Origin of the sequence: Alteromonas sp. 76-1 (genome assembly GCF_900654235.1) — a bacterium.
Classification (GTDB): Bacteria; Pseudomonadota; Gammaproteobacteria; order Enterobacterales; family Alteromonadaceae; genus Alteromonas; species Alteromonas naphthalenivorans.
The window spans coordinates 1,623,392-1,646,174 of the sequence record NZ_LR136958.1; the positions used below are offsets into that span (position 1 = coordinate 1,623,392).

Annotated in this window: 13 protein-coding genes; 11 read left to right on the forward strand and 2 right to left on the reverse strand. The window is 44.1% G+C overall.

Annotated elements, in window-relative coordinates:
• Nucleotides 1-112: 112 nt before the first annotated feature.
• Complete coding sequence (locus ALT761_RS06875) at nt 113-3,601, reverse strand: hybrid sensor histidine kinase/response regulator (RefSeq protein WP_129737538.1); 3,489 nt, start codon at nt 3,599-3,601, stop codon at nt 113-115.
• A 239-nt stretch (nt 3,602-3,840) separates the two neighbouring features.
• On the opposite strand from ALT761_RS06875, the gene grpE reads away from it, so the two are divergent.
• The 6 genes from grpE (at nt 3,841) to ALT761_RS06905 (ending at nt 13,420) form a co-directional block, all read left to right on the forward strand.
• Entirely contained in the window at nt 3,841-4,461 is a 621-nt protein-coding gene (grpE, locus tag ALT761_RS06880) for a nucleotide exchange factor GrpE (protein WP_061997514.1), read from the forward strand.
• A 117-nt stretch (nt 4,462-4,578) separates the two neighbouring features.
• The gene (dnaK, locus tag ALT761_RS06885) at nt 4,579-6,513 is read left to right on the forward strand and encodes a molecular chaperone DnaK (RefSeq protein WP_013784755.1); all 1,935 of its coding nucleotides are present in this window, start codon (nt 4,579-4,581) and stop codon (nt 6,511-6,513) included.
• A 177-nt stretch (nt 6,514-6,690) separates the two neighbouring features.
• On the forward strand, nt 6,691-7,827 hold the full coding sequence (dnaJ, locus tag ALT761_RS06890) for a molecular chaperone DnaJ (RefSeq protein ID WP_013784754.1): 1,137 nt from the start codon (nt 6,691-6,693) through the stop codon (nt 7,825-7,827).
• Nucleotides 7,828-7,981: 154 nt separating this feature from the next.
• Nucleotides 7,982-8,482: a c-type cytochrome gene (locus ALT761_RS06895; protein ID WP_232043552.1), complete on the forward strand. Its 501-nt coding sequence runs from the start codon at nt 7,982-7,984 to the stop codon at nt 8,480-8,482.
• 291 nt (nt 8,483-8,773) lie between these two features.
• Nucleotides 8,774-11,344, forward strand: coding sequence for a sensor domain-containing protein (locus tag ALT761_RS06900; protein ID WP_172602859.1), 2,571 nt, complete (start codon nt 8,774-8,776; stop codon nt 11,342-11,344).
• A 183-nt stretch (nt 11,345-11,527) separates the two neighbouring features.
• Nucleotides 11,528-13,420 (forward strand): propionyl-CoA synthetase, encoded by a 1,893-nt coding sequence (locus ALT761_RS06905; RefSeq protein ID WP_129737542.1) that lies wholly within the window; start codon nt 11,528-11,530, stop codon nt 13,418-13,420.
• 27 nt (nt 13,421-13,447) lie between these two features.
• Here the strand turns inward: ALT761_RS06905 and ALT761_RS06910 are convergent, their stop codons facing one another.
• Nucleotides 13,448-14,128 (reverse strand): cytochrome b/b6 domain-containing protein, encoded by a 681-nt coding sequence (locus ALT761_RS06910; protein ID WP_129737544.1) that lies wholly within the window; start codon nt 14,126-14,128, stop codon nt 13,448-13,450.
• 243 nt (nt 14,129-14,371) lie between these two features.
• On the opposite strand from ALT761_RS06910, the gene dapB reads away from it, so the two are divergent.
• From dapB to ALT761_RS06935, 5 genes are all read left to right on the forward strand, one after another.
• Nucleotides 14,372-15,172 (forward strand): 4-hydroxy-tetrahydrodipicolinate reductase, encoded by an 801-nt coding sequence (dapB, locus tag ALT761_RS06915; RefSeq protein ID WP_126873914.1) that lies wholly within the window; start codon nt 14,372-14,374, stop codon nt 15,170-15,172.
• Between the two features lie 342 nt (nt 15,173-15,514).
• On the forward strand, nt 15,515-16,645 hold the full coding sequence (gene carA / locus ALT761_RS06920) for a glutamine-hydrolyzing carbamoyl-phosphate synthase small subunit (protein ID WP_129737546.1): 1,131 nt from the start codon (nt 15,515-15,517) through the stop codon (nt 16,643-16,645).
• A gap of 13 nt (nt 16,646-16,658) precedes the next feature.
• Entirely contained in the window at nt 16,659-19,874 is a 3,216-nt protein-coding gene (carB, locus tag ALT761_RS06925) for a carbamoyl-phosphate synthase large subunit (protein WP_013784746.1), read from the forward strand.
• A gap of 126 nt (nt 19,875-20,000) precedes the next feature.
• Nucleotides 20,001-20,477, forward strand: coding sequence for a transcription elongation factor GreA (gene greA, locus ALT761_RS06930; protein WP_013784745.1), 477 nt, complete (start codon nt 20,001-20,003; stop codon nt 20,475-20,477).
• Between the two features lie 300 nt (nt 20,478-20,777).
• Nucleotides 20,778-22,766: a methyl-accepting chemotaxis protein gene (locus tag ALT761_RS06935; protein WP_129737548.1), complete on the forward strand. Its 1,989-nt coding sequence runs from the start codon at nt 20,778-20,780 to the stop codon at nt 22,764-22,766.
• Nucleotides 22,767-22,783 lie beyond the last annotated feature (17 nt).

Consider the following 22,783-nt stretch of genomic DNA (forward strand, 5'->3'; position numbering starts at 1 on the left):
GCATTAATCAAAATAACCTATCGCCTAAATTGACGCGTTAATAAGCTATCCCTGTTAACGACATATAACCACTCATATTGTTCATCTACCAATCACTAATTTGAACAATAAGCTAGATATCAAGTTTCAATTCATTTTTAAGCAGGCGCTTTAGGGCTAAAGGTTTAACAGGCTTGGGTAAATAATAAAGCCCTAAATCGCTAGCAGCCTCTCTAATGCCTTCTGTTCGGTTTGCCGTAATTAGCACCCCGGGTACCTTGCGTCCCCACTTTTCCTGTAATTGAGACACCGCTTGCGTTCCTGTTTCACTGGCATCTAAGTGGTAATCAACAAGAAGCAAATCTGGAGGGGCAGGGCACGCTTGCATCGATTCAGCAATATTTGTGGCAACTAGCACTACCGCGCCCCAATCTGAGAGCAATACTTCCATGGCTTGGGCTATTTGTGCATCATTTTCTATCAGTAGTATTCGCTTGCCAGATAAAAACGGTTTATTTGGCATTGAACGTGGTGTCTGTGCACTAGGCTCTATTTTGTTACGGGTTGTTTTTGTTTTAGTTTCGGCGGTTTGGGTATGTGCAACGTCCGCGCTTTTTACTTGTAAGTTCCCGTTATCAGCGGATACGCCAACACAAGGCACAGACACACTAAACTTGCTGCCCTTGTTTACTGTGGATACCAGCGAAATAGGGTGGTGTAGTAACCGGCCCATACGCTCTACAATGGTTAACCCTAACCCCAAACCTTGGGCGTTTTGTTTTTCATCTAATTGGTGAAATTCGTTAAAGATTTCACTTTGTTGGTGGTTGGGAATACCAGCCCCTGTATCGTACACACAAATATCAATTAGCGGTGTGGTTGATTTTAATGGGCGCTGGTGGCCTGATTTTGAGTACTTGCGCCTTATACCAACCAGTACCTTGCCTTCTGTGGTGTAGCGTATCGCATTCGATAATAAGTTTTGCACGATACGGCGCAACAAATTTTTATCGGAATGAATAACAAGTTGGGTGGGGACATAACGCAAGGTTAAGCCTTTAGATGCTGCTATAACAGTAAACTCTTGCACTAGGGGCGCTAACATATCATCTAATGCAAAATTGCTTGTTTGAGGAGTAAGCTTGCCCGACTCCAACTTGGTCATATCTAGTAGCATGGTTAGCAGGCTTTCTGCACTATTAAGTGAGCTAACCACCCCTTCTGAAAGCGTGGCCAGTTCACCACCTTTGGTTTTTTGGGCCAGCATGGCGGCAAATAAGGTAGCAGCATTAAATGGCTGCATGAGGTCGTGTCCAGCAGCTGCTAAAAACTTTGTTTTGCTTTCGTTTGCCTTATCGGCTTCAAGTTTTGCATGCTGTAGCTCTTCAGTGCGAGCAGCTACGCGGCCTTCTAATTCAGATTTGGCGCGCTCAAGGGCTTCTTGAATGGCAATGTATTCAGTTATATCACTGTAGGTCGTTACATATCCGCCCCCAGGTAATGGCGAGCCATTTAGCTCAATCACTTTTCCATCAGGCTGTTTGCGTACATATTTGTACCGGCTGCCTTCTTTCATATAAACAATTCGTTTATTAATTTCATCGTTGGTTAGCGTGGCGTTGCCGAATAGCCCTCTTTTGGCGTTGTAAGCAAGAATACTTTCAATCGACATACCGGTTTTAAGGAAAGCTCGAGGGTAGTTAAACATTTCAATATAGCGCTCATTCCACGCTAACAACTGTAGCTTTTCATCTAATACGCTAATACCTTGCTCAATATTTTGTACCGACGATTGCAGTACTTCATGATTAAACTGAAAAGATTGCGACGCTTCTTCTACCCAATCTACCAATTCAGGCAAGGTCTCATTTTTAGTTTCAGTAATAGCGCCTAGCAAAATGCGCGCGCTCGGAGTGCCTACTTGAGCACTGAGCAATTTTTCTGTGCGCTGCAGCAGAGTATGGTTAGCATAGCCAGAACTAGCATCATTAGCTTCCGAGATGTTCACTGACAATTGGTTCACTAGCGCTAGGTGAACACTGGGGTCTAGTACGCGCTTCGTTAACGCCGTTAAATCTTTAATACGAATAGCAAAAGCAGGTGATGCTATAGCTTCCTGTTCAATGCCATGAAGCGGATGCTTAAACGTAATATAAGAAACCACAATGAAGGTGACGCAGTTCGCAAACAATGAATAAGCGAACCCCATTCCTAACTCGGCATCTGAAGGTGGGTTATTAAAGTAATAGCTCGACATTATGCTGGGGTACAGCAAGTACACTACCCAAAAACAAAAACCGGCTAACAGCGCCCATACGGCGGCAGTTTTGGTGCTTCGCTGCCAGTAAATTCCGAACATAAGCACAGGAAGGCACTGGCCTAATAAGGCAATGGCAATAATACCGCTTTTCACCAAAGGCGCCGATTGGCTAACATTTAAGTGATACCAAAGTGCCACCGACAACACCACTAATACGGTAAGGCGGCGAATAGTCAAAATTTTGCTGGGCTGCATGGTGTGATTGGGTTCGGCGCGCAAGCGTAGTTTTAACCATAGTGGAGTAACTAAGTTGTTGGCTATCATGATGCCAAGGGCAAGTGTTGCCACAATCACCATGCTGGTGGTAGCCGATAGGCCACCAATAAAAGCGATAATAGAAACAGACATATTTTCCGCGTAAAGAGGAAGGGCTAATACATACGCATCGGAATTCACGCTTTGCGGCAGTAGTACTTTACCAGCCAATGCTAGGGGAATAAGAAAAACCGTCATACCCAATAGATACAGGGGAAATAGCCAGCGAGCAGTGCGAAGCTCTCCTTCGCCGTTTAATTCAACGAAGTTCATGTGAAATTGACGCGGCAATACAAACATAGAGCACACACCTAAAAGCACGTGGGATAAATACACCCATGGTGCCCTATCGGCATAAATGACACTGCGCGCAGCGTCGTTGCTGGCGGCTTGCGTGACTAAATCAAGCACGCCATCAAACAAGTAAAAACAAACAAATATGCCCACCACCCAAAGTGCAACAAGCTTCACCACAGATTCAAACGCAATACTAAGCAATAAGCCTGGGTGCTTGTCGGTGAGGTTGAGCGTTCGTGTTCCAAAGACAATGGCAAAAATAGCCATTAGCCCCGCCACATACAAACTTACGTTTTGCGTTGAATGCTGGGTATCGGGCGTAATGAGATTAATGCTTTTTGTAATGGCGTCTAACTGCAAGGCAATGTAAGGAATGACACCGATAAAGCACAATATAGTGATTAAGGCGGCAATTAGGTGTGAATGTTGATATTTAAGGCCAATTAAATCGGCCAGTGAGCTGATATTGTGTTGCTGACATAACCGGCTTATATGCAATATCACAGGAAAGGCGAATGCCATGGTAAGAATAATACCCATATAGGTAGGTATAATCGCCCAGCCATATTCAGCAGCTTGCGATGTAGTACCGAAGAACGCCCAAGATGTGCAGTGAACTCCTAATCCCAAGCTATATAAAATTGGATGTTGTTGATTATCACGTAGCCGTTTATCGCCCCAGAAGGCAATGGCAAATAAGGCGAGCAAATAAAGGGCAACTACCGTTCCTACGGTCCAAATACTGAGCATCAAGATTCCCTAATATAATACCTGTCAAAGTTAACATGTTTTTTACAAAGAATGGGTGTGCAGCTCGCATTTATTGATCTATTTAAAAAAACTTAAAAACAAACCATAAAAATAGTGTGGTTACCCTTGAAGGCGGTTAAAGCAGCCCCATAATTAATTCCAACACAGACATTGCCCATGATTGAGTACGAGTCATTCATGAGTTTATGCAGTATAGACATTAACGTTTGGAGGAAAGCATGAGCGATAACCGCGACGTGCAGGCAGAGCAAGAAGTTTCTGGCGTAGACGAAACCGTACAAGATGCTGAAGTGATTCAAGAAGAGCAATCTTCACCAGAAGCTGAATCAGATGCGACACAGCGCATCTATGAGCTAGAGACCGCACTTTCAGAAGCACAGGCAACCATTAAAGAACAGCAAGATAGCGTATTACGTGCCCGTGCTGATGTGGAAAACGCCCGTCGCCGCGCTGAAATGGAAGTAGAAAAAGCACGTAAATTCGCTTTAGAGCGTTTTGCAGGTGAGCTTCTTCCTGTTGTTGACAACCTTGAGCGCGCTATCGAATTAACTGATGGCGAAAACGAAGCGGTTAAGCCGTTGCTTGAAGGTGTGGAAATGACGCATAAAAGTTTCTTAAGCACCATTGAGAAATTTGGATTAAGCCTTATTGATCCGCAGGGTGAAACCTTTAACCCTGACTTGCACCAAGCTATGTCTATGCAAGAAAGTGCAGACCACGCACCGAATACGGTAATGGCGGTTATGCAAAAAGGGTATCAAATTAATGGCCGTTTGTTGCGCCCAGCCATGGTTATGGTTTCGAGAGCGCCTAGCGGTGGTGTAGATACGCAAGCGTAAATACGCATTGCGACTTAAATTACACAAAAATGTCAGTTTTTTTACTGACAACTATTGAAAATAGTGCGGAATAACCCCACTAAAACTGTAGATTAAATAAATTTTTGGAGACACGTAATGGGTAGAATCATTGGTATCGATTTAGGTACAACGAATTCATGTGTCGCAGTGCTAGACGGCGACAAACCTCGCGTACTTGAAAACGCGGAAGGCGATCGTACAACGCCATCAATCATTGCTTACACAAACGACGGCGAAACTTTAGTAGGTCAATCTGCTAAGCGTCAAGCGGTAACAAATCCTGAAAACACGCTTTTCGCGATTAAACGCTTAATTGGTCGTCGTTTTCAAGATAAAGAAGTACAACGCGACATCGACATTATGCCTTACAAAATTGTAGGCGCAGACAACGGTGATGCATGGGTAGAAGCGAAAGGCGAGAAAATGGCGCCTCCTCAAGTTTCTGCTGAAGTACTTAAGAAAATGAAGAAAACCGCTGAAGATTATCTTGGCGAAGAAGTAACGGGCGCGGTAATTACTGTTCCTGCTTACTTTAACGATTCACAGCGTCAAGCAACGAAAGATGCGGGTCGTATTGCTGGTCTAGAAGTTAAACGTATTATCAACGAGCCAACTGCGGCTGCGTTAGCGTACGGTATGGACAAAAAGCAAGGCGATAACGTTGTTGCGGTATACGACCTTGGTGGTGGTACGTTCGATATCTCTATCATCGAAATTGATGAAGTAGATGGCGAGCACACGTTTGAAGTACTAGCGACTAATGGTGATACTCACCTTGGTGGTGAAGATTTCGATAACCGTGTAATTAACTATCTTGTTGACGAATTCAAGAAAGACCAAGGTATCGACTTACGTAAAGATCCGCTTGCTATGCAGCGTCTTAAAGAAGCCGGTGAGAAAGCCAAAATTGAGCTTTCTTCTTCACAGCAAACTGAAGTTAACTTGCCGTACATCACAGCAGACGGTTCAGGTCCTAAGCACTTAGCGATTAAACTAACGCGTGCAAAACTTGAGTCATTGGTTGAAGAGCTTGTTAAAAACACGCTTAACCCGCTTAAGCAAGCATTGGCAGACTCTGACCTATCAGTAGGTGATATCCAAGATATTATCTTAGTAGGTGGTCAAACACGTATGCCATTGGTACAGAAGCTAGTTACTGAATTCTTCGGTAAAGAGCCACGTAAAGACGTTAACCCTGATGAAGCCGTAGCCGTTGGTGCAGCAATTCAAGGTGGTGTACTTTCTGGTGACGTTAAAGACGTACTACTTCTTGACGTAACTCCACTGTCTCTTGGTATTGAAACCATGGGCGGCGTGATGACAGCACTTATTGAGAAGAACACGACTATTCCAACGAAGAAGTCGCAAACTTTCTCTACTGCTGAAGACAACCAGTCTGCGGTAACAGTACACGTACTACAGGGTGAGCGTAAGCAATCTAGCGGTAACAAATCACTAGGTCAGTTCAACCTTGAAGGTATTCGTCCTGCTTCTCGTGGTACCCCTCAAATCGAAGTAACCTTCGACTTGGATGCGGATGGTATCTTACACGTGTCTGCTAAAGATAAAGACACAGGTAAAGAGCAGAAGATCACAATCAAAGCATCTTCGGGCTTAAGCGATGAAGAAGTCGAGAAAATGGTTGCTGATGCAGAAGCTAACAAAGAATCTGATGCGAAGTTTGAAGAGCTAATTCAAGCACGTAACCAAGCTGATGGTATGATTCACGCTACTCGCAAGCAACTTGAAGAAGTTGGTGATGCACTAAGTGCAGAAGATAAAGCGCCAATCGAAGAAGCCGTTAGCGCGTTAGAAACAGCGGTTAAAGGCGAAGACAAAGCAGACATCGAAGCGAAAACGCAAGAACTTATTCAAGCGTCTAGCAAGTTGATGGAAGCGGCTCAAGCACAGCAAGCAGGCGCAGCCGGTGAAGCGGGTGCTGAAGGCGCTGAGCAACAAGCATCTGGCCAAGCCGATGAAGACGTTGTTGACGCTGAGTTTGAAGAAGTCAAAGACGAAGACAAAAAGTAAGCAAACTGTTGCGATATGCCCGGTAAGCCGGGCAAACTTTAGCAGTTAAGGCGCATCAGGTTCACTTGTTGCGCCTTTGTCGTGTAATAAAACACGATAATAAATGTAGTTTCACAAGGGCGATAATGTGCTCGAACAACGTGCTTGTGATAATAATAGGTAGGATAAGTAAACACTATGTCGAAACGTGACTACTACGAAGTGCTTGGGGTAGATAAAGGCGCTGGCGAACGCGAAATTAAAAAGGCGTATAAAAAGCTAGCGATGAAATATCACCCAGACCGCACGCAGGGCGACAAAGCCCTTGAAGTTAAATTCAAGGAAATCCAGGAAGCCTACGAAGTATTAAACGACGCGCAAAAGCGTGCCGCTTACGATCAATATGGCCACGCTGGTGTAGATCCTAATCGCGGTGGCGCTGGTTTTGGTGGTGGTGGCGACTTCGGTGATATCTTTGGCGATGTATTCGGTGATATTTTTGGTGGCGGCGGTGCTCGCGGCGGTCGTCAATCTCGAGCCCGTCAAGGCTCTGACCTTCGCTACAACCTAGAGCTATCGCTTGAAGAAGCGGTACGTGGCAAAAGCGTTGATATTCGCGTGCCTACATTGGTGGAATGTGAAGTGTGTGACGGTTCTGGTGCGAAGAAAGGCTCTACGCCTAAAACGTGTCCAACCTGTCATGGAAACGGTCAGGTGCAAATGCGCCAAGGCTTCTTTGCGGTTCAACAAACTTGCCCAACCTGCTCGGGTAAAGGCAAGATTATTGAAGATCCATGTAATAGCTGTCATGGCCATGGTCGTAAAGAAAAAACCAAAACCCTTAATGTCAAGATTCCATCTGGTGTCGACACTGGCGATCGTATTCGTTTATCGGGCGAAGGCGAAGCAGGAGAGAACGGCGCACCGGCAGGTGACTTGTATGTTCAAGTACATGTTCGTGACCATAAAATCTTCCAGCGTGACGGCAACAACTTGTACTGTGAAGTACCATTAAGTTTTACTACAGCAGCCCTAGGTGGCGAGCTAGAAGTACCTACACTCGACGGTAAAGTGAAACTTAAGATTAGCCCTGAAACCCAAACAGGGCGCATGTTCCGTTTACGTGGTAAAGGCGTTAAGTCGGTTCGAAGCGGCGCGGTGGGTGATTTGATGTGTAAAGTTGTGGTGGAAACGCCCGTTAGCTTGTCATCACGTCAAAAAGAACTGCTGCAAGAGTTAGAAGAGTCGATGGGTAAAGCATCAAGTAAACACAGTCCAAAAGCACAAGGCTTCTTTGACGGTGTGAAAAAGTTTTTCGATGATTTAACTAACTAAATTATATCAAGTTAATAAAGCCCTCACATGAGGGCTTTTTTTTGCCTAAATATTGGAAAAATACAAAATTTACGTGCTAAAAACTTGCGCAAAAGCTGGGTATTCGTCAGGATAGAAAACAGACCAACACAAACGAACAGGCATGGCGATAACTATGAGCAAGAATCTAGGAAAGATAATCAAAACCACATTAGCTACCGCAGCTTTAGCAACGTGTTTAGCGGGTGGCGCAATTGCGGCGACCGAAACGTCAGAAGCTTCGTCAGAGAAGCATGCAAAAGCGGCTACCCAATACCGTCAAGCGATATTCCAATTGGTACGCAGCAATATGGGACCATTGGGCGGCATGGCGAAAGGTGCACTTCCTTTTGACGAATCTGTCATGATGACTAACGGTTTAAGGTTAGAGCAACTTGCGGATATGATGAGTGACTACTTGTCTGTTGATACCCGTAAATTTGATGTAGACACAGGCGCAAAAGACGCAATGTGGGAAAACTTTTCAGATGTAGAATCTAAAATTGCAGCTTTGAAAGAAGCGTCAATGGGTTTACAAGCAGCAGTTAAAGCTGGAGATGAAAGTGCTTATCGCAACGCGATTGGCAAAGTTGGAGCAAGCTGTAAATCTTGTCACGACGACTACAAAAAAGACTAACCGTTTAAGTCATTCACAGCGCATGTATTTCGTGCGCTGTTATTTCCTTTCCCTTCAAGTTTTAACCAACCTGTATACCCATCACTCATGCTAGTTCATGTATCTTTCTATAGAGAGCAAATGATTGCGCTTTACATATTGCAAATTTACTGGATAAAACAGTAAAAACTCTTTATTGTTGACTAAAAAATGATCACGCCTTTAACGTAAGCAGTAAAAGACGAAAAGCAAATAATTAACTAAAAATGATCGCACTATAACCATCTTAAGATGGATTGGAGTTCAACTATAATGCAGCTTCACGACGGATTGTTGGGCTCTTTACAAGATAATAGTTTACCAGAAATTACCTCGCGGTTGAGTGAAGCCAAGGTAAATATGGAAGCTACTGCTGTCTTGCTCGTTTCTATATCTCCTGCTTCCACTCGCGTGGGTATTCTATGTTGCGATGACATCAATGCAGATTCTGAAAAAGAATCACTAATCATGCCCAAACATGCTCAGCTCCTATTATCGATGACAGAAGTGAGCGCTACTTTGCCGGGCAGCGATTTTGAATGGCCAAAGGCGCTAATCAATTGTGCCAACCAAAACGTCATTGTAGGTGGGATTAAAGATTTTCAAGGTAATATTATTGGGGCCGTTTTGATTGTGCTGCGTTGTCACCAATTAACGAGCCAACAAAAGCACTACGCCAGTATAGCCCGCCAGCAGATAGAACTAGGTCTTCAATATAAACTTATTCAGCACCCCTTTACTGACAAGCTAGCCGAAAAAATTCAGTTGCTCAATGAAATCGGACGAATTTCTCATGTTGGAGGCTGGGAGCTAGATTTACATGCTGGTCTTGTCTCGTGGACGCGGGAAACTTACTTATTGTTTGGTGTTACGCCGGGCAGAGATATTACGGTAGAGCGAGCGTTAGCCAACTTCCCACAGGCGAGCCGTGAAAAAATTGCTAAAGCAATGAAAGCGTCAAGAAAGTCGATGTCCACGTTTGCATTAGAAGTAGAATACATTAATGCAGAAGGTTATCGGCGCTGGCTGAAAATGACAGGTACGCCACAAACAGACACTACACATTCGCATCAAGAAAAAGTGTATAGGATTTTTGGTTCTGTGCAGGACATAACCGAACATAAACGTTTGTCAGATACACAACACAACTACACGGAGTACCTTTCTACTATTTTGGATAGTATGGCTGATGCTTTAGTGACCATTGATGTCGATGGCACTGTGATTACAGCCAACAACAGTGTAGAGCACGTGCTGGGTTACGACGCTGATGAACTGATAGGGCAAGATATCGGTATTTTGGTCCCTAAAGTTGAATCACAAAATACCAAAGAACATTTGGAAACGTTCATGAAAGGGGACAGGAAAACCACTAAAGCATCCTTAGAGCATCATTTTGTTAGCCACAAAAATGGTGGCCTTATACCTGTTGATATTTCACTATCATCATTTCATTTCGATATGCAAAAACGGATAGTGGTGGTATTTCGTGACATGAGTGTTCGAAAACAATTGGCAGACCAAGTTTATCAAGCCGCTTATTATGACTCCATTACCCAATTACCAAACACTAAGTTGTTCGATAAGGCGTTGAAGGGGGTTATTCGAAAAGCGGGAGTGACGTATGCTGATATTTATTGCGCGCAAATTGCTATCGATAATATCAGTCAGTACAAGCAGGCGTTTGGCCAGCCTACCGCCGACTATGTTATGCGTATTCTTGCCTCTAGGCTCACTCGAACATTTTCTAAGCCCTTTGCTATTTTCAGAGGTGCAGATGACAACTTCTGTTTATTATACGAAGACATCATCACTGAAGAAGATAAAGACGCGCAAAAGACTATAGATGCAGTTCGCCGACAATTTACCGATGAAGTGTGTAGCGACATTACCTTGCACAACAGCCCCCATAAGATTTATGCCGTGGTAACCATTTGCCAGCTAAAAGGTATGAAGGCAAATGTGTCGAAAGTCAGGCATATGCTTGAGGAAGGGTATAAACAACTCAGTAGAGATAATGTGAATACACCAGTGGTTTTTCATAGTGCTTCAAGTGTGGGTTATGACAGGTACAATTTCATTCGACAATCTCTTGGTGCTGCGGTCAGTAATCATGAACTATTCATACAGTTACAACCCCAATATGAAAGTGATGGCAGTATGGTGTGTGCCGAGGCATTAGTTCGTTGGCAGCACCCCCAATTAGGCTTAATTACCCCCGATGAGTTTATTCCCATTGCCGAAGAGAGTGATGCAATAGTAGAAATTGGCCAATGGGTGATGAATGAATGTGGAAAGCTATTATACGAGTGTAACAAAAGTGGTTTGAGAACACGGCTTTCAATTAATATTAGTGCCAAACATATGGCTAGAGCCGACTTTACCGAGAAAATGCTAGCTGTGATTGCTCATTGGAATGTTCCTAAAGGGAGCCTTACCATTGAACTTAGAGAAGCCGTACTCATTGGAAGTTTTGCCTTGGTGCGTAATTCAATGAAAGAGCTAGCAGATAAAGGGGTCTCATTCTCTATAGACCATTTTGGCAGTGGTAATTTGAATTTAAGTTACCTTCGCGATCTGTGTATAAAAGAAGTGAAACTTGATAGGCACTTTATCGATGAAGAAGATAAAATTGGGGCCCAGAGCCCACTGCTGAATAGTATTTTCGATATCGCAAAAATCTTTGAATTAAGAACAGTAGCGGAAGGAATAGAAAATACTACGCAATTTAACGACGCTATAAAGCGTGGTTGCCATGTGTTTCAAGGTTATTTTTTAGACAAGCCTCTGAATGTCACAGATTGGCGCGCAAAATTACCCGTAAAACAGCATGCTGGTGGTTAAAGTGAAGCAGATTAAGTCTCACGTTTTTAGTGATGAAGCCCCGATTTTTGATGCGGGTAATGCTAACGATAAAGAAATAATCTCCATTTATACAATGGGTTAAGCAGCGTAAGCCTGAAGTCTTATACGATAAAATCATGTTTATGCAGTAGGGTAAAGTAATACTCTATTGCGGAAACGGTCATGAATTATCATCAAGAATATCAGGCGTCAATTGATAACCCAGAAGCATTTTGGCAAGATAAAGCACTGCATCTCGATTGGTTTACTCCCCCTAAAAAAGCACTAAGCGAAAACACAAACGGCTATCCTCAGTGGTTTAAAGGGGGAAAGCTCAATACCAGTTATTTGGCGTTAGATCACCATGTTAATGCAGGGCGCGGCGAAAACGCTGCGCTAATTTACGATTCCCCTGTTACGAATACGCAAGAAACCTGGACCTATAATACCCTGCTTAATGAAGTGGCTACGTTAGCAGGTGCGCTCACAAGCCTTGGCGTCACAAAGGGCGATACGGTTATTATCTACATGCCCATGATCCCTCAAGCTGCGGTAGCAATGTTAGCGGTGGCAAGAATAGGGGCAATTCACTCTGTGGTATTCGGTGGTTTCGCAGCCAGTGAATTAGCGGTCAGAATAGATGATGCTGAACCTGCACTTATCATTACGGCATCGTGCGGTATAGAAGGTAAAAAATTATTGCCTTACAAACCCATGGTTGATGATGCTATCGGCCTTGCTCACCATAAACCTGCGGGTTGTGTTGTTTATCAACGCAAGCAGCTTAATGCGAACTTGGTAGATGACTTTGACCATGATTGGCAAGCATTATGTCAAGCTAGTGAACCAGTAGAATGCACACCCGTAGATGCTACCGATCCCCTTTATATTTTGTATACCTCCGGCACGACGGGCAAACCCAAAGGGGTTGTTCGTGACAATGGTGGTCATGCGGTAGCACTTAATTATTCTATGCAAGCCATTTACGACATAGATCAAGGCGATGTTTTTTGGGCTGCATCAGATGTGGGCTGGGTAGTAGGGCACTCGTACATTGTTTATGGGCCACTAATAAAGGGCGCTACTACTGTTATGTTCGAAGGCAAGCCGGTAGGTACACCTGACGCTGGCGCATTCTGGCGTATGGTAGAACAGCATAGAATTAATGTATTGTTTGCCGCGCCAACAGCATTCAGAGCGATTAGGAAAGAAGATCCTGAAGCTAATTGCATCGCGCGATATGACCTAAGTAGTTTACGAACCATATTTATGGCCGGTGAACGATTAGATCCGCCCACATATCATTGGACGGTAGAAAAAACCGGTAAGCCGGTGGTTGATCACTGGTGGCAAACTGAAACCGGTTGGCCTATTTGTTCAAACCCTATTGGCATTGAACCGCTTAGCACTAAACCGGGTTCATCAAGCGTTCCTACTCCAGGTTTTAACGTGAGAGTATTGGGCGCTAACGGTGAGCCGGTTGCTACTGGTGAAAAGGGGGCTATTGCCATATCTTTGCCGTTACCTCCAGGGTGTTTAACCACTATCTGGCGAGACCATAAGCGTTTCACTCAAGGATATTTACAGGAATTCGAGGGTTATTACAGCACGGGTGACAACGGATACATAGATGAAGAAGGTTTTGTGTTCATTATGGGTAGAACCGACGATGTCATCAATGTGGCGGGGCATCGGTTATCAACGGGTGAAATGGAAGAAGTGTTGGCTTCACACAATGCCGTGGCCGAGTGCAGTGTTATTGGAGTGGCTGACGCGCTAAAAGGGCAGATTCCAGTAGGCTTAGTGTTACTTAAAGATGGCGTTAAAGTAGAAGAGGCAGCTTTTGAGCAAGAGCTCATTGCTAAAGTACGAAACACCATAGGGCCGGTGGCTAGTTTTAAGCGTGCCGTGATTGTGAACCGCTTGCCAAAAACACGATCAGGAAAAATATTGCGTAAGCTGCTAAGACAAATCGCAGCAGATGAGCCAATTAATATACCCTCTACCATTGACGATCCTGGCAGTGTGACAGAGATTGCCGATTTAATGAAAAACAAAGGCTTAGTTGAACGCTAGGCCTTATCTTTTCTGCTGCACAAGAAGTTAGAAGTATTCTTCTACTTCAGGTGCGGGCGGCGCAATTTCTATCGTGTAGTAAAGCGCAGCTGCTGTCACTAGCGCAACTGCAAGTGCAAGCCAAAGACGAGACGAGGGAATAGGCTTGTCTTCAGTGTCCTTTTTGCCATGAAACATAGGGGGCACAAGTTTTTGTTTTTTATACACGGCATAAAACCCAATAGCAGCAACATGTAAGCCTATTACCCATAGTAAAATATCGAAGGCAAGGTGGTGCATGGTATTCATAAGGTCTAACGTGCTTCCGCTTACAAGATGACGATAGGGGCCATCAAGAAAAATATCGTCGGTCATGAACAGTCCGCTTACCGCTTGAACTAACAAAAGTAGAAGCATTACCACGACAAACCAGCCACCAAGAGGATTGTGGCCTGCCACAGCGGTACTCTTTTTATCAAACAGCGTACGCAAATAACCTATAACTGCACTTGGTCCTTTCACAAATTGTCTAAAGCGGGCGTAGGTTGGGCCTATGATTCCCCAAATTAACCTAAAGACCAAAAGCCCTAAAGTAAAATAGCCAATATAGAAATGCCATTGGGTCGCATCGTCCATCCACTCAGCGGTAACATATTGTGCAGCAATACTGGCAACCAAAAGCCAGTGAAAAAGCCGGGTGGGAAGATCCCATATAAGCTGTTTACGCATATTATTCTGCCTATGTGTTTTGAAGTAATTCAATAACCATTAATTTAAACGTTATTTAGGTCTTGGGGTAAACCCACTTACTTTCATGCTAGCTATTTTTACCGTTAAAAACGATAGGTTGCCCACCTTTTTTGTATTAATGCTGCAATTTTTCAATTATCAGCAATATTTAAGCTTATCTCGTTGCAATAGTAACTGCATTTGGCAAAATGTGTTTACTGTTGAAGGAAAAGAATAACGTAAATGAAAGTAGGTTTATTTGGCGCCAATGGGCGCATGGGTCGGGTGCTTATTGAAGCACTAGATCAAAACGACAATGCAGAGCTGAGTGTTGCTACGGTGCGTGATGATTCTCCTTGGATTGGCATGAATGTGGGCGAGTTGGCTGGCATTGGTAAAAAGCCAATTGATTGTTTAGGCATGTCTGCGCTAACTCAACAACACGCTGATGTGATGATTGATTTTACCTTACCTGTGGTGTTTGAAAATAACATTGCATGGTGTGTGGCCAATAAAATGCCAGTCGTCATCGGTACTACTGGGTTAAGTGAAAGCCAATTGGCTGCGTTAGATGAAGCGGCTAAAACCATTCCCATCGTTTTTGCGGCTAACTACAGCGTGGGCGTTAACCTGATGTTGTCATTGGTTCGACAAGCTGCGAAGGCGTTAGGTAATACGGCTGATATAGAAATTACTGAAGCCCATCACAGATTTAAACAAGATGCGCCTTCTGGCACCGCCATGGCCATTGGTGAAGCCATTGCCGATGAGCTAGGACGTGACCTTAAGACCTGTGCTGTTTATGGTCGTGAAGGCAAAGAGCCTGAGCGTGACCAAGGCACTATTGGGTTTGCTACCGTTCGCGCAGGCGATATTGTCGGTGAACACACCGCATTGTTTGCCGATATTGGTGAGCGTTTGGAAATAACCCATAAAGCATCAAGCCGCTTAACGTTTGCAAAAGGCGCGGTGCATGCGGCCCAATGGCTTCACGGCAAGCCAGCAGGATTATATTCAATGGTCGATGTGCTAGACCTGAAATAATAACTAAAGACCGTGAAGATAGTTTTCATTTTAACAGCGGCTTTAGTCGCATTACTTTGCACTAATAAGTAGTGGTTTTGGCGGTTATACAAGACAAATGAGTTTAAGTGGTTATTTTAATGATTTTTAATATTTAAATTAGACATTTTTAGTCAGTCATGTATACTCGCCGGAATTTGCCCGAATTTCGTATTCTAAAGCTATAAAACTGGCTGTAGAACACGGTTTTATTAGCTGCAAAGATCGTAAAATGAGCGCTGTTATTTCAGTACTCTCATTTTTTGTGGGGTTTGGACAGAAATTCTGTTCAAACACATAGTTATCCTTAATCTGGAGGTTGACTTGGCTAATTCTGCCCTTTTGGTGTTAGAGGATGGTTCTGTCTTTAAAGGAACGGCGATAGGTGCGCAAGGCACTGCCGTTGGTGAAGTTGTTTTTAATACTTCAATGACAGGCTATCAAGAAATCATCACTGACCCATCCTACGCTGAACAAATCATTACCCTTACTTATCCACATATTGGCAATACCGGTATAAACGAAGAAGACGTTGAAGCAGATAAAATCTGGTCTAAAGGTCTTATTATTCGTGACTTACCCCTTGTTGCTAGTAATTTCCGTCAACAACAAACGTTATCAGAGTACCTCAAAGCCAAAGGTGTTATAGGTATAGCCGATATCGATACTCGTCGTTTAACACGTATTTTACGTGATAAAGGCGCGCAAAACGGCTGCATCGTTTGTACTGATGAGTTAGATGAAGCGAGCGCGTTAGCACAAGCAAAAGATTATCCTGGCTTGAAAGGCATGGATTTGGCAAAAGTAGTAAGCATTACTGAGCCAAAGACGTGGACTGAAGGCAGCTGGAAATTAGGCGAAGGGTATATCACTCCAGCCGATAGTAAATATCATGTAGTCGCTTACGATTACGGGGTTAAGAGCAACATTCTACGTTTGCTTGCAGACCGTGGTTGTCGCGTTACCTTAGTACCAGCGCAAACACCTGCTGAAGAAGTGTTAGCTATGCAACCTGATGGTGTGTTCTTATCTAACGGCCCTGGTGACCCTGAGCCGTGCGATTATGCCATTGCAGCGATTAAAACTATCGTTGAAACGGGTTTGCCAGTATTTGGTATCTGTTTAGGTCATCAACTACTTGCGCTTGCCAGTGGTGCTACTACGGTGAAAATGAAGTTTGGTCATCATGGTGCTAACCATCCAGTGAAAGACTTAAAACGCAATGTGGTTATGATCACCAGTCAGAACCATGGCTTCGCTGTAGATGAATCAAGCCTACCTTCTAATTTAGAAGTAACGCATGTTTCGTTGTTCGATAAGTCGTTACAAGGTATTCATCGTACCGATAAGCCAGCGTTTAGTTTCCAAGGGCACCCAGAAGCAAGCCCTGGACCGCACGAAGCTGCGCCGCTATTCGACCACTTCATTGAATTAATCGAACAACACAAGCAGTAGGAACGAGCCCGCTATGCCAAAACGTACCGACATAAAAAGTATTCTCATCATAGGTGCTGGCCCTATTGTTATTGGCCAGGCCTGCGAGTTTGACTATTCAGGCGCTCAAGCATGTAAAGCGCTACGCGAAGAAGGTTATCGCGTTATTCTGGTTAACTCGAACCCCGCTACTATCATGACCGATCCTGAAATGGCCGATGCAACATACATCGAGCCAATTCACTGGGAAGTGGTACGCAAAATTATCGAAAAAGAGCGTCCAGATGCCATCTTGCCCACAATGGGCGGACAAACTGCGCTTAACTGCGCGCTTGACTTAGATCATCACGGTGTCTTGAAAGAGTTCAATGTTGAACTTATCGGTGCAACGGCTGATGCTATCGATAAAGCTGAAAACCGTGAGCGCTTCGACAAGGCAATGAAAAACATTGGTCTTGAATGCCCACGCGCCGAAATTGCACAAAGCATGGATCAAGCCCATGACGTACTTACGCGTATTGGCTTTCCATGTATTATTCGTCCGTCATTCACCATGGGTGGAAGCGGCGGCGGTATTGCATACAACATTGACGAATTTAACGAAATTTGTGGCCGTGGTCTCGACCTTTCGCCTACCAAAGAACTCCTTATTGATGAGTCGTTAATTGGTTGGAAAGAATACGAAATGGAAGTAGTTCGCGACCGTGCAGATAACTGCATCATCGTGTGTACTATTGAAAACTTCGATGCCATGGGTGTACATACTGGTGATTCAATCACAGTCGCGCCAGCGCAAACCCTTACTGACAAAGAGTTCCAGCTAATGCGTAATGCTGCCATGGCAGTATTACGTGAAATCGGTGTTGAAACCGGTGGCTCTAACGTACAGTTCGGTGTAGATCCAAACACAGGCCGTATGGTGATCATCGAGATGAACCCGCGCGTATCGCGTTCATCTGCATTAGCATCAAAAGCGACAGGTTTCCCAATTGCTAAAGTGGCTGCCAAGTTAGCCATTGGTTACACCCTTGATGAGCTTGCTAACGATATTACCGGTGGTTTAACACCAGCATCGTTTGAGCCTTCAATCGATTACGTAGTCACAAAAATTCCTCGCTTTAACTTTGAAAAATTTGCTGGCGCGAACGATCGCTTAACCACGCAAATGAAATCAGTGGGCGAAGTGATGGCGATTGGTCGTAACCAACAAGAGTCACTACAAAAAGCACTTCGCGGCCTTGAAGTTGGCGCGAACGGCTTGAACTCAATGGTCGATTTAGAAGACCCAGAAGCACGCAACAAAGTGATTTACGAACTACGTGAGCCTGGTGCTGAGCGTATTTGGTACATTGGCGATGCGTTCCGCATGGGCATGACCGTTGATGAAGTATTTACGCTCACTAACGTTGACCGTTGGTACTTAGTTCAGCTTGAAGAACTTATTCAGCTTGAAGCTCAAGTAGCTGAATGTGGATTACACGGCATTGATGAAGACCTTATGCGTAAACTTAAGCGCAAAGGTTTCTCTGACTCTCGCTTAGCCGAGCTTACGAAAGTAGGTGAAGGTGACATTCGTGAAACTCGTCGTGGCTTTGGTGTAACGCCAGTTTATAAGCGTGTTGATACCTGTGCGGCAGAATTCTCTACCAGCACGGCTTACATGTATTCAACCTACGATGAAGAATGTGAAGCTGACCCCACTGACAACGATAAGATTATGGTGTTAGGTGGTGGTCCAAACCGTATTGGTCAAGGTATCGAGTTTGATTACTGTTGTGTTCACGCGGCGCTTTCAATGCGTGAAGACGGTTACGAAACCATTATGGTTAACTGTAACCCTGAAACGGTTTCTACCGACTATGACACATCTGATCGCTTGTACTTCGAACCGGTAACGCTAGAAGACGTACTTGAGATTGTGGCTAAAGAAAAGCCAAAAGGCGTAATAGTGCAATACGGTGGCCAAACGCCGCTTAAGTTAGCACGTGCCCTTGAAGCTGCTGGCGTACCTATTATTGGCACGTCGCCTGAAGCTATCGATAGAGCAGAAGATCGTGAACGCTTCCAGCAAATGGTGAATAAGCTAGGCCTTAAACAGCCAGCAAATGCTACGGTAACTAACATCGAGCAAGCCCTTGCAATGGCTGACGGTATTGGCTTTCCGCTTGTAGTACGTCCTTCGTACGTACTAGGTGGCCGCGCAATGGAAATTGTTTACGACCTTAAAGACTTAAAACGCTACCTAACGGAAGCCGTGAAGGTTTCTAATGATTCTCCTGTACTGCTAGACCGTTTCTTAGATGACGCCATTGAAGTCGATATCGATGCAATCTGCGACGGTAAAGAAGTCGTTATTGGCGGAATCATGGAGCATATTGAGCAAGCGGGTGTTCACTCTGGTGACTCAGCCTGTTCATTGCCACCTCACTCTTTAAGTAAAGAGATTCAAGATGTTATGCGCGAACAAGTGAAAGCCATGGCGCTTGAACTTGGTGTTGTTGGCCTAATGAATACACAATTCGCAGTAAAAGATGGCGAAGTGTATTTAATTGAGGTTAACCCGCGTGCAGCACGTACAGTACCATTTGTATCGAAAGCTACAGGTGTTCCACTTGCTAAAGTTGCCGCACGCGCAATGGCGGGTGTTAGCTTGGCAGAGCAGGGTGTTACGACAGAAATTATTCCTCCGTTTTACTCTGTGAAAGAAGTGGTATTACCGTTTGCTAAATTCCAAGGTGTTGATCCACTATTAGGCCCAGAAATGCGCTCTACCGGCGAAGTGATGGGTGTGGGTGATACTTTCGAAGAAGCATATGCTAAAGCTAACTTAGGTGCAGGGGCGCCATTACCTAAATCAGGTAAAGCGTTAATTTCTGTGCGTAATAACGATAAGAACAAAATTATCGAATTAGCCAAAGCATTGAACGGCGCGGGTTTCAGCATTGAAGCGACGCGAGGCACAGCAACCACACTTTATGATGCAGGTATTGCCTGTTCTGTAGTGAATAAGCTGTCTGAAGGTCGCCCTAACATTGTGGACTCCATCAAAAATGGAGAGTACGCCTATATCATCAATACTACGGAAGGTCGCCAAGCGATTACCGACTCGGTTTATATTCGCCGAGAAGCGTTGCTGAATAAGGTGACTTACACCACCACAATGAATGCTGCTTTTGCTACTATTCGTGCGAAGTCCGCAGACGATCGTGACAAGGTGGCTTCAGTCCAAGAGCTTCACGCAAGACTCTAACACTGATGACATTACATGGGATACGCGGTATCCTGTGTATATGACACTTATGTGAACCAATCAAAAGTGCGCCGGAAGGCGCACTTTTTTCTGTTTAAAATCAACTAGCTAGTCGAGACTGTATTCATGAGTCAGTATCCAATGACCGCGCACGGCGCACAGCTTCTGCGCGACGAACTAAACGAACTTAAAACAAAAACTCGCCCGCGTATTATTCAGTCTATTGCTGAAGCTCGCGAGCACGGCGACTTAAAAGAAAATGCTGAATATCACGCCGCCCGTGAACAGCAAAGTTTCTGCGAAGGCCGTATTCAAGATATTGAAGGTAAATTGTCAAACGCACAAATTATCGATGTCACCAAAATGGAAAACAAAGGTAAGGTTATTTTCGGCACTACCGTTACCATTTTGAATGTTGATACGGATGAAGAAACCACATATCGCATCGTGGGCGACGACGAAGCAGATATTAAGCAAAACCGTATTTCGGTAAATTCACCTATCGCTCGCGGCCTTATTGGTAAAGAGCTTGATGATATGGTGACTATTCAAACGCCAGCAGGTAGTGTTGAAGTAGAAATTATTGAAGTTCAATATATCTGATATACCGTAAACCAGTGGCTCTGGCCACTGGTTTCAATCAGCGCAAAGCCCCTCTATTTCACCCATTACCATCCCACCATTCTTTAATTCTCAACCTTTCTTTTTTAGGATTGAGCTAGCATACCCTGCAATTCCCAGCACTTTACACTAATTGATAGATACCAAAATCACAGATAATAGCCTACGTTTTAATAGCGCATACATTTTTTGGCAAAAGCTTACTTAAACTTTTTTGTTGCTGACACAATGCTTATTTAATCGTAAACCACCTTATCTATCTAATAGAGGCTGTCATTCGTTATGATGTTGAAAAAACTCTCGGTATTGCAGCTTACTATTTTAGGTACGGCATGCTTGTTTATATCAATCATGTTTCTGGCTTATAAAGATATAAGTACCTCTAGAGAGGTATTATCTTCCGCCGAAAGGGACATTAAGTTGGTGACATTGATAGCAGCCGTAGAGCGCGTGGCTCATCATCATGCGGTCGAAAGGGGGCTAACGGCAGGTTTTTTAGGTAATCCAAGTGATACCTCCAGAAGCAAAGTACTAAACCAAAGAAAGAAAGCCGATGCGGCCATGGATAAAATAACTAGCATAGTGGCTGAAGACTGGAAAGAGGCATCGTCAGTTGAAAAAATTCTGTCTCCTGTTTTTTCTTTAGTGAAAAACAAAAGTGAAATAAGAAAAGGGGTAGACGATTTAAATGGGAAAAATGCTTTTTCCTTCTACAGCAACCTTAATAAACGTGCGTTAAATGCCACTAATGCGTTGACCATGCTGGTTAACGCTCCCGAGGCTAAACAGGTATTGTCACAAGCCTTGCTATTTGCACAAGCTAAAGAAAAAATGGGGCAGCGTAGAGGTAAAGTGAATGCTGTTTTAGCGGCAAGCGCAATTTCAGATCCTGTTAGGCAGCAAGTTTTAGCGTATACGAACGAAACCAAGTACATAGAAGAAAAGCTTAAGCTGAATTTAGACGGCGATGCATTAATTGGGTTTCAGGCGTTAATGAAAAGCGTCACTAGCAATCAAGTTAACCAAATTGTGAGTGAAATCACTTCTGATAACCCGGTATTCTCTTCACTACCTCCCAATTCAGAATGGTTTTCATTAGCTTCAGAGCAAATAGGCGGAATTGCTGCGTTGTTAAGTGAGCGGTTTGATTACGTGGTTAGTATTGTTAATACAAAAGCGAGTAGCGCGAATACAAACTTAGTGGTTACATTCGTCGTTATTGCGTTGCTAACGTTATTTATTGTTGTCATATATCGCACATTGCTCGGTATCATTACGCAACAGTTAAATAAGCTGGTGGCGAACCTAGATAAAATTGCGAAAGAGGGTGACCTCACTATTGATTTATCAATGAGCACTAAGAACGAACTAGGTGATATATCTCGTTCAGTTAATACCACCATTTTAGCATTGCGGGATCTCGTGCGTGGGTTAGGACAATCTATTCTCACAAGTTCCAGGCTTTCCCGTCAGTTAGAAGATTCCAGTGGTGAAATGTTGGATGATGCGGGGAAAACTCAGCAACTTACCGCCAATATCGCGTCAGCAATTGAACAAGTTGCTGCGACGAGCAGAGAAATTGCCAAGGCTGGTGTAGATACGTTACGTGCGAGTAAGCAGTTAGATGGCCTTGCTGAGGCGTCACTACTGGCGAACGACAACATTCGTCATAGTATGGAAGTACTCGCTGATGATATTAAAGGGGTGCAACAAAATGCTGCCGACATGGAACAGCAAGTAACAGAAATTGGCTCTATTTTGGACACCATTAACTCGCTTTCGGATCAAACCAATTTATTGGCGTTAAATGCCGCTATTGAAGCAGCTCGCGCAGGTGAGCATGGCAGAGGTTTTGCTGTTGTTGCTGATGAAGTAAGAAAGCTGGCGCAAAGTAGTCGCGCTTCTTCTGACAAAATATCTAGCTTACTGTCTAACTTAAAAGATGCCAGTGTGGTCGTGGTGACAGATATCAACAAAAACGTAGCCTCAATTACAAGTTCTATGGATGTGACCAATGAAGGCCGCTCCACAGCACAAAAAGTAAAAGAAGCAGCCACTAATGTAGAAGGCATGGCTCACACCATGTCTTCTTCGGCAGAACAACAGTCTGCCACCACCTTAATCATAGCTCAAGATGTGGTGAATGTTGAAGAGGCTGCGCGGCATGAAGTAAATATAGCTAAACATTTATCCAAATTATCGGGCGACATGAAAGAAAACAACCTGCTTCTTCAGCGCACAATAGATGGATTTAAAGTGGATAAAGATTAACTTTTGAAGCTTATCTC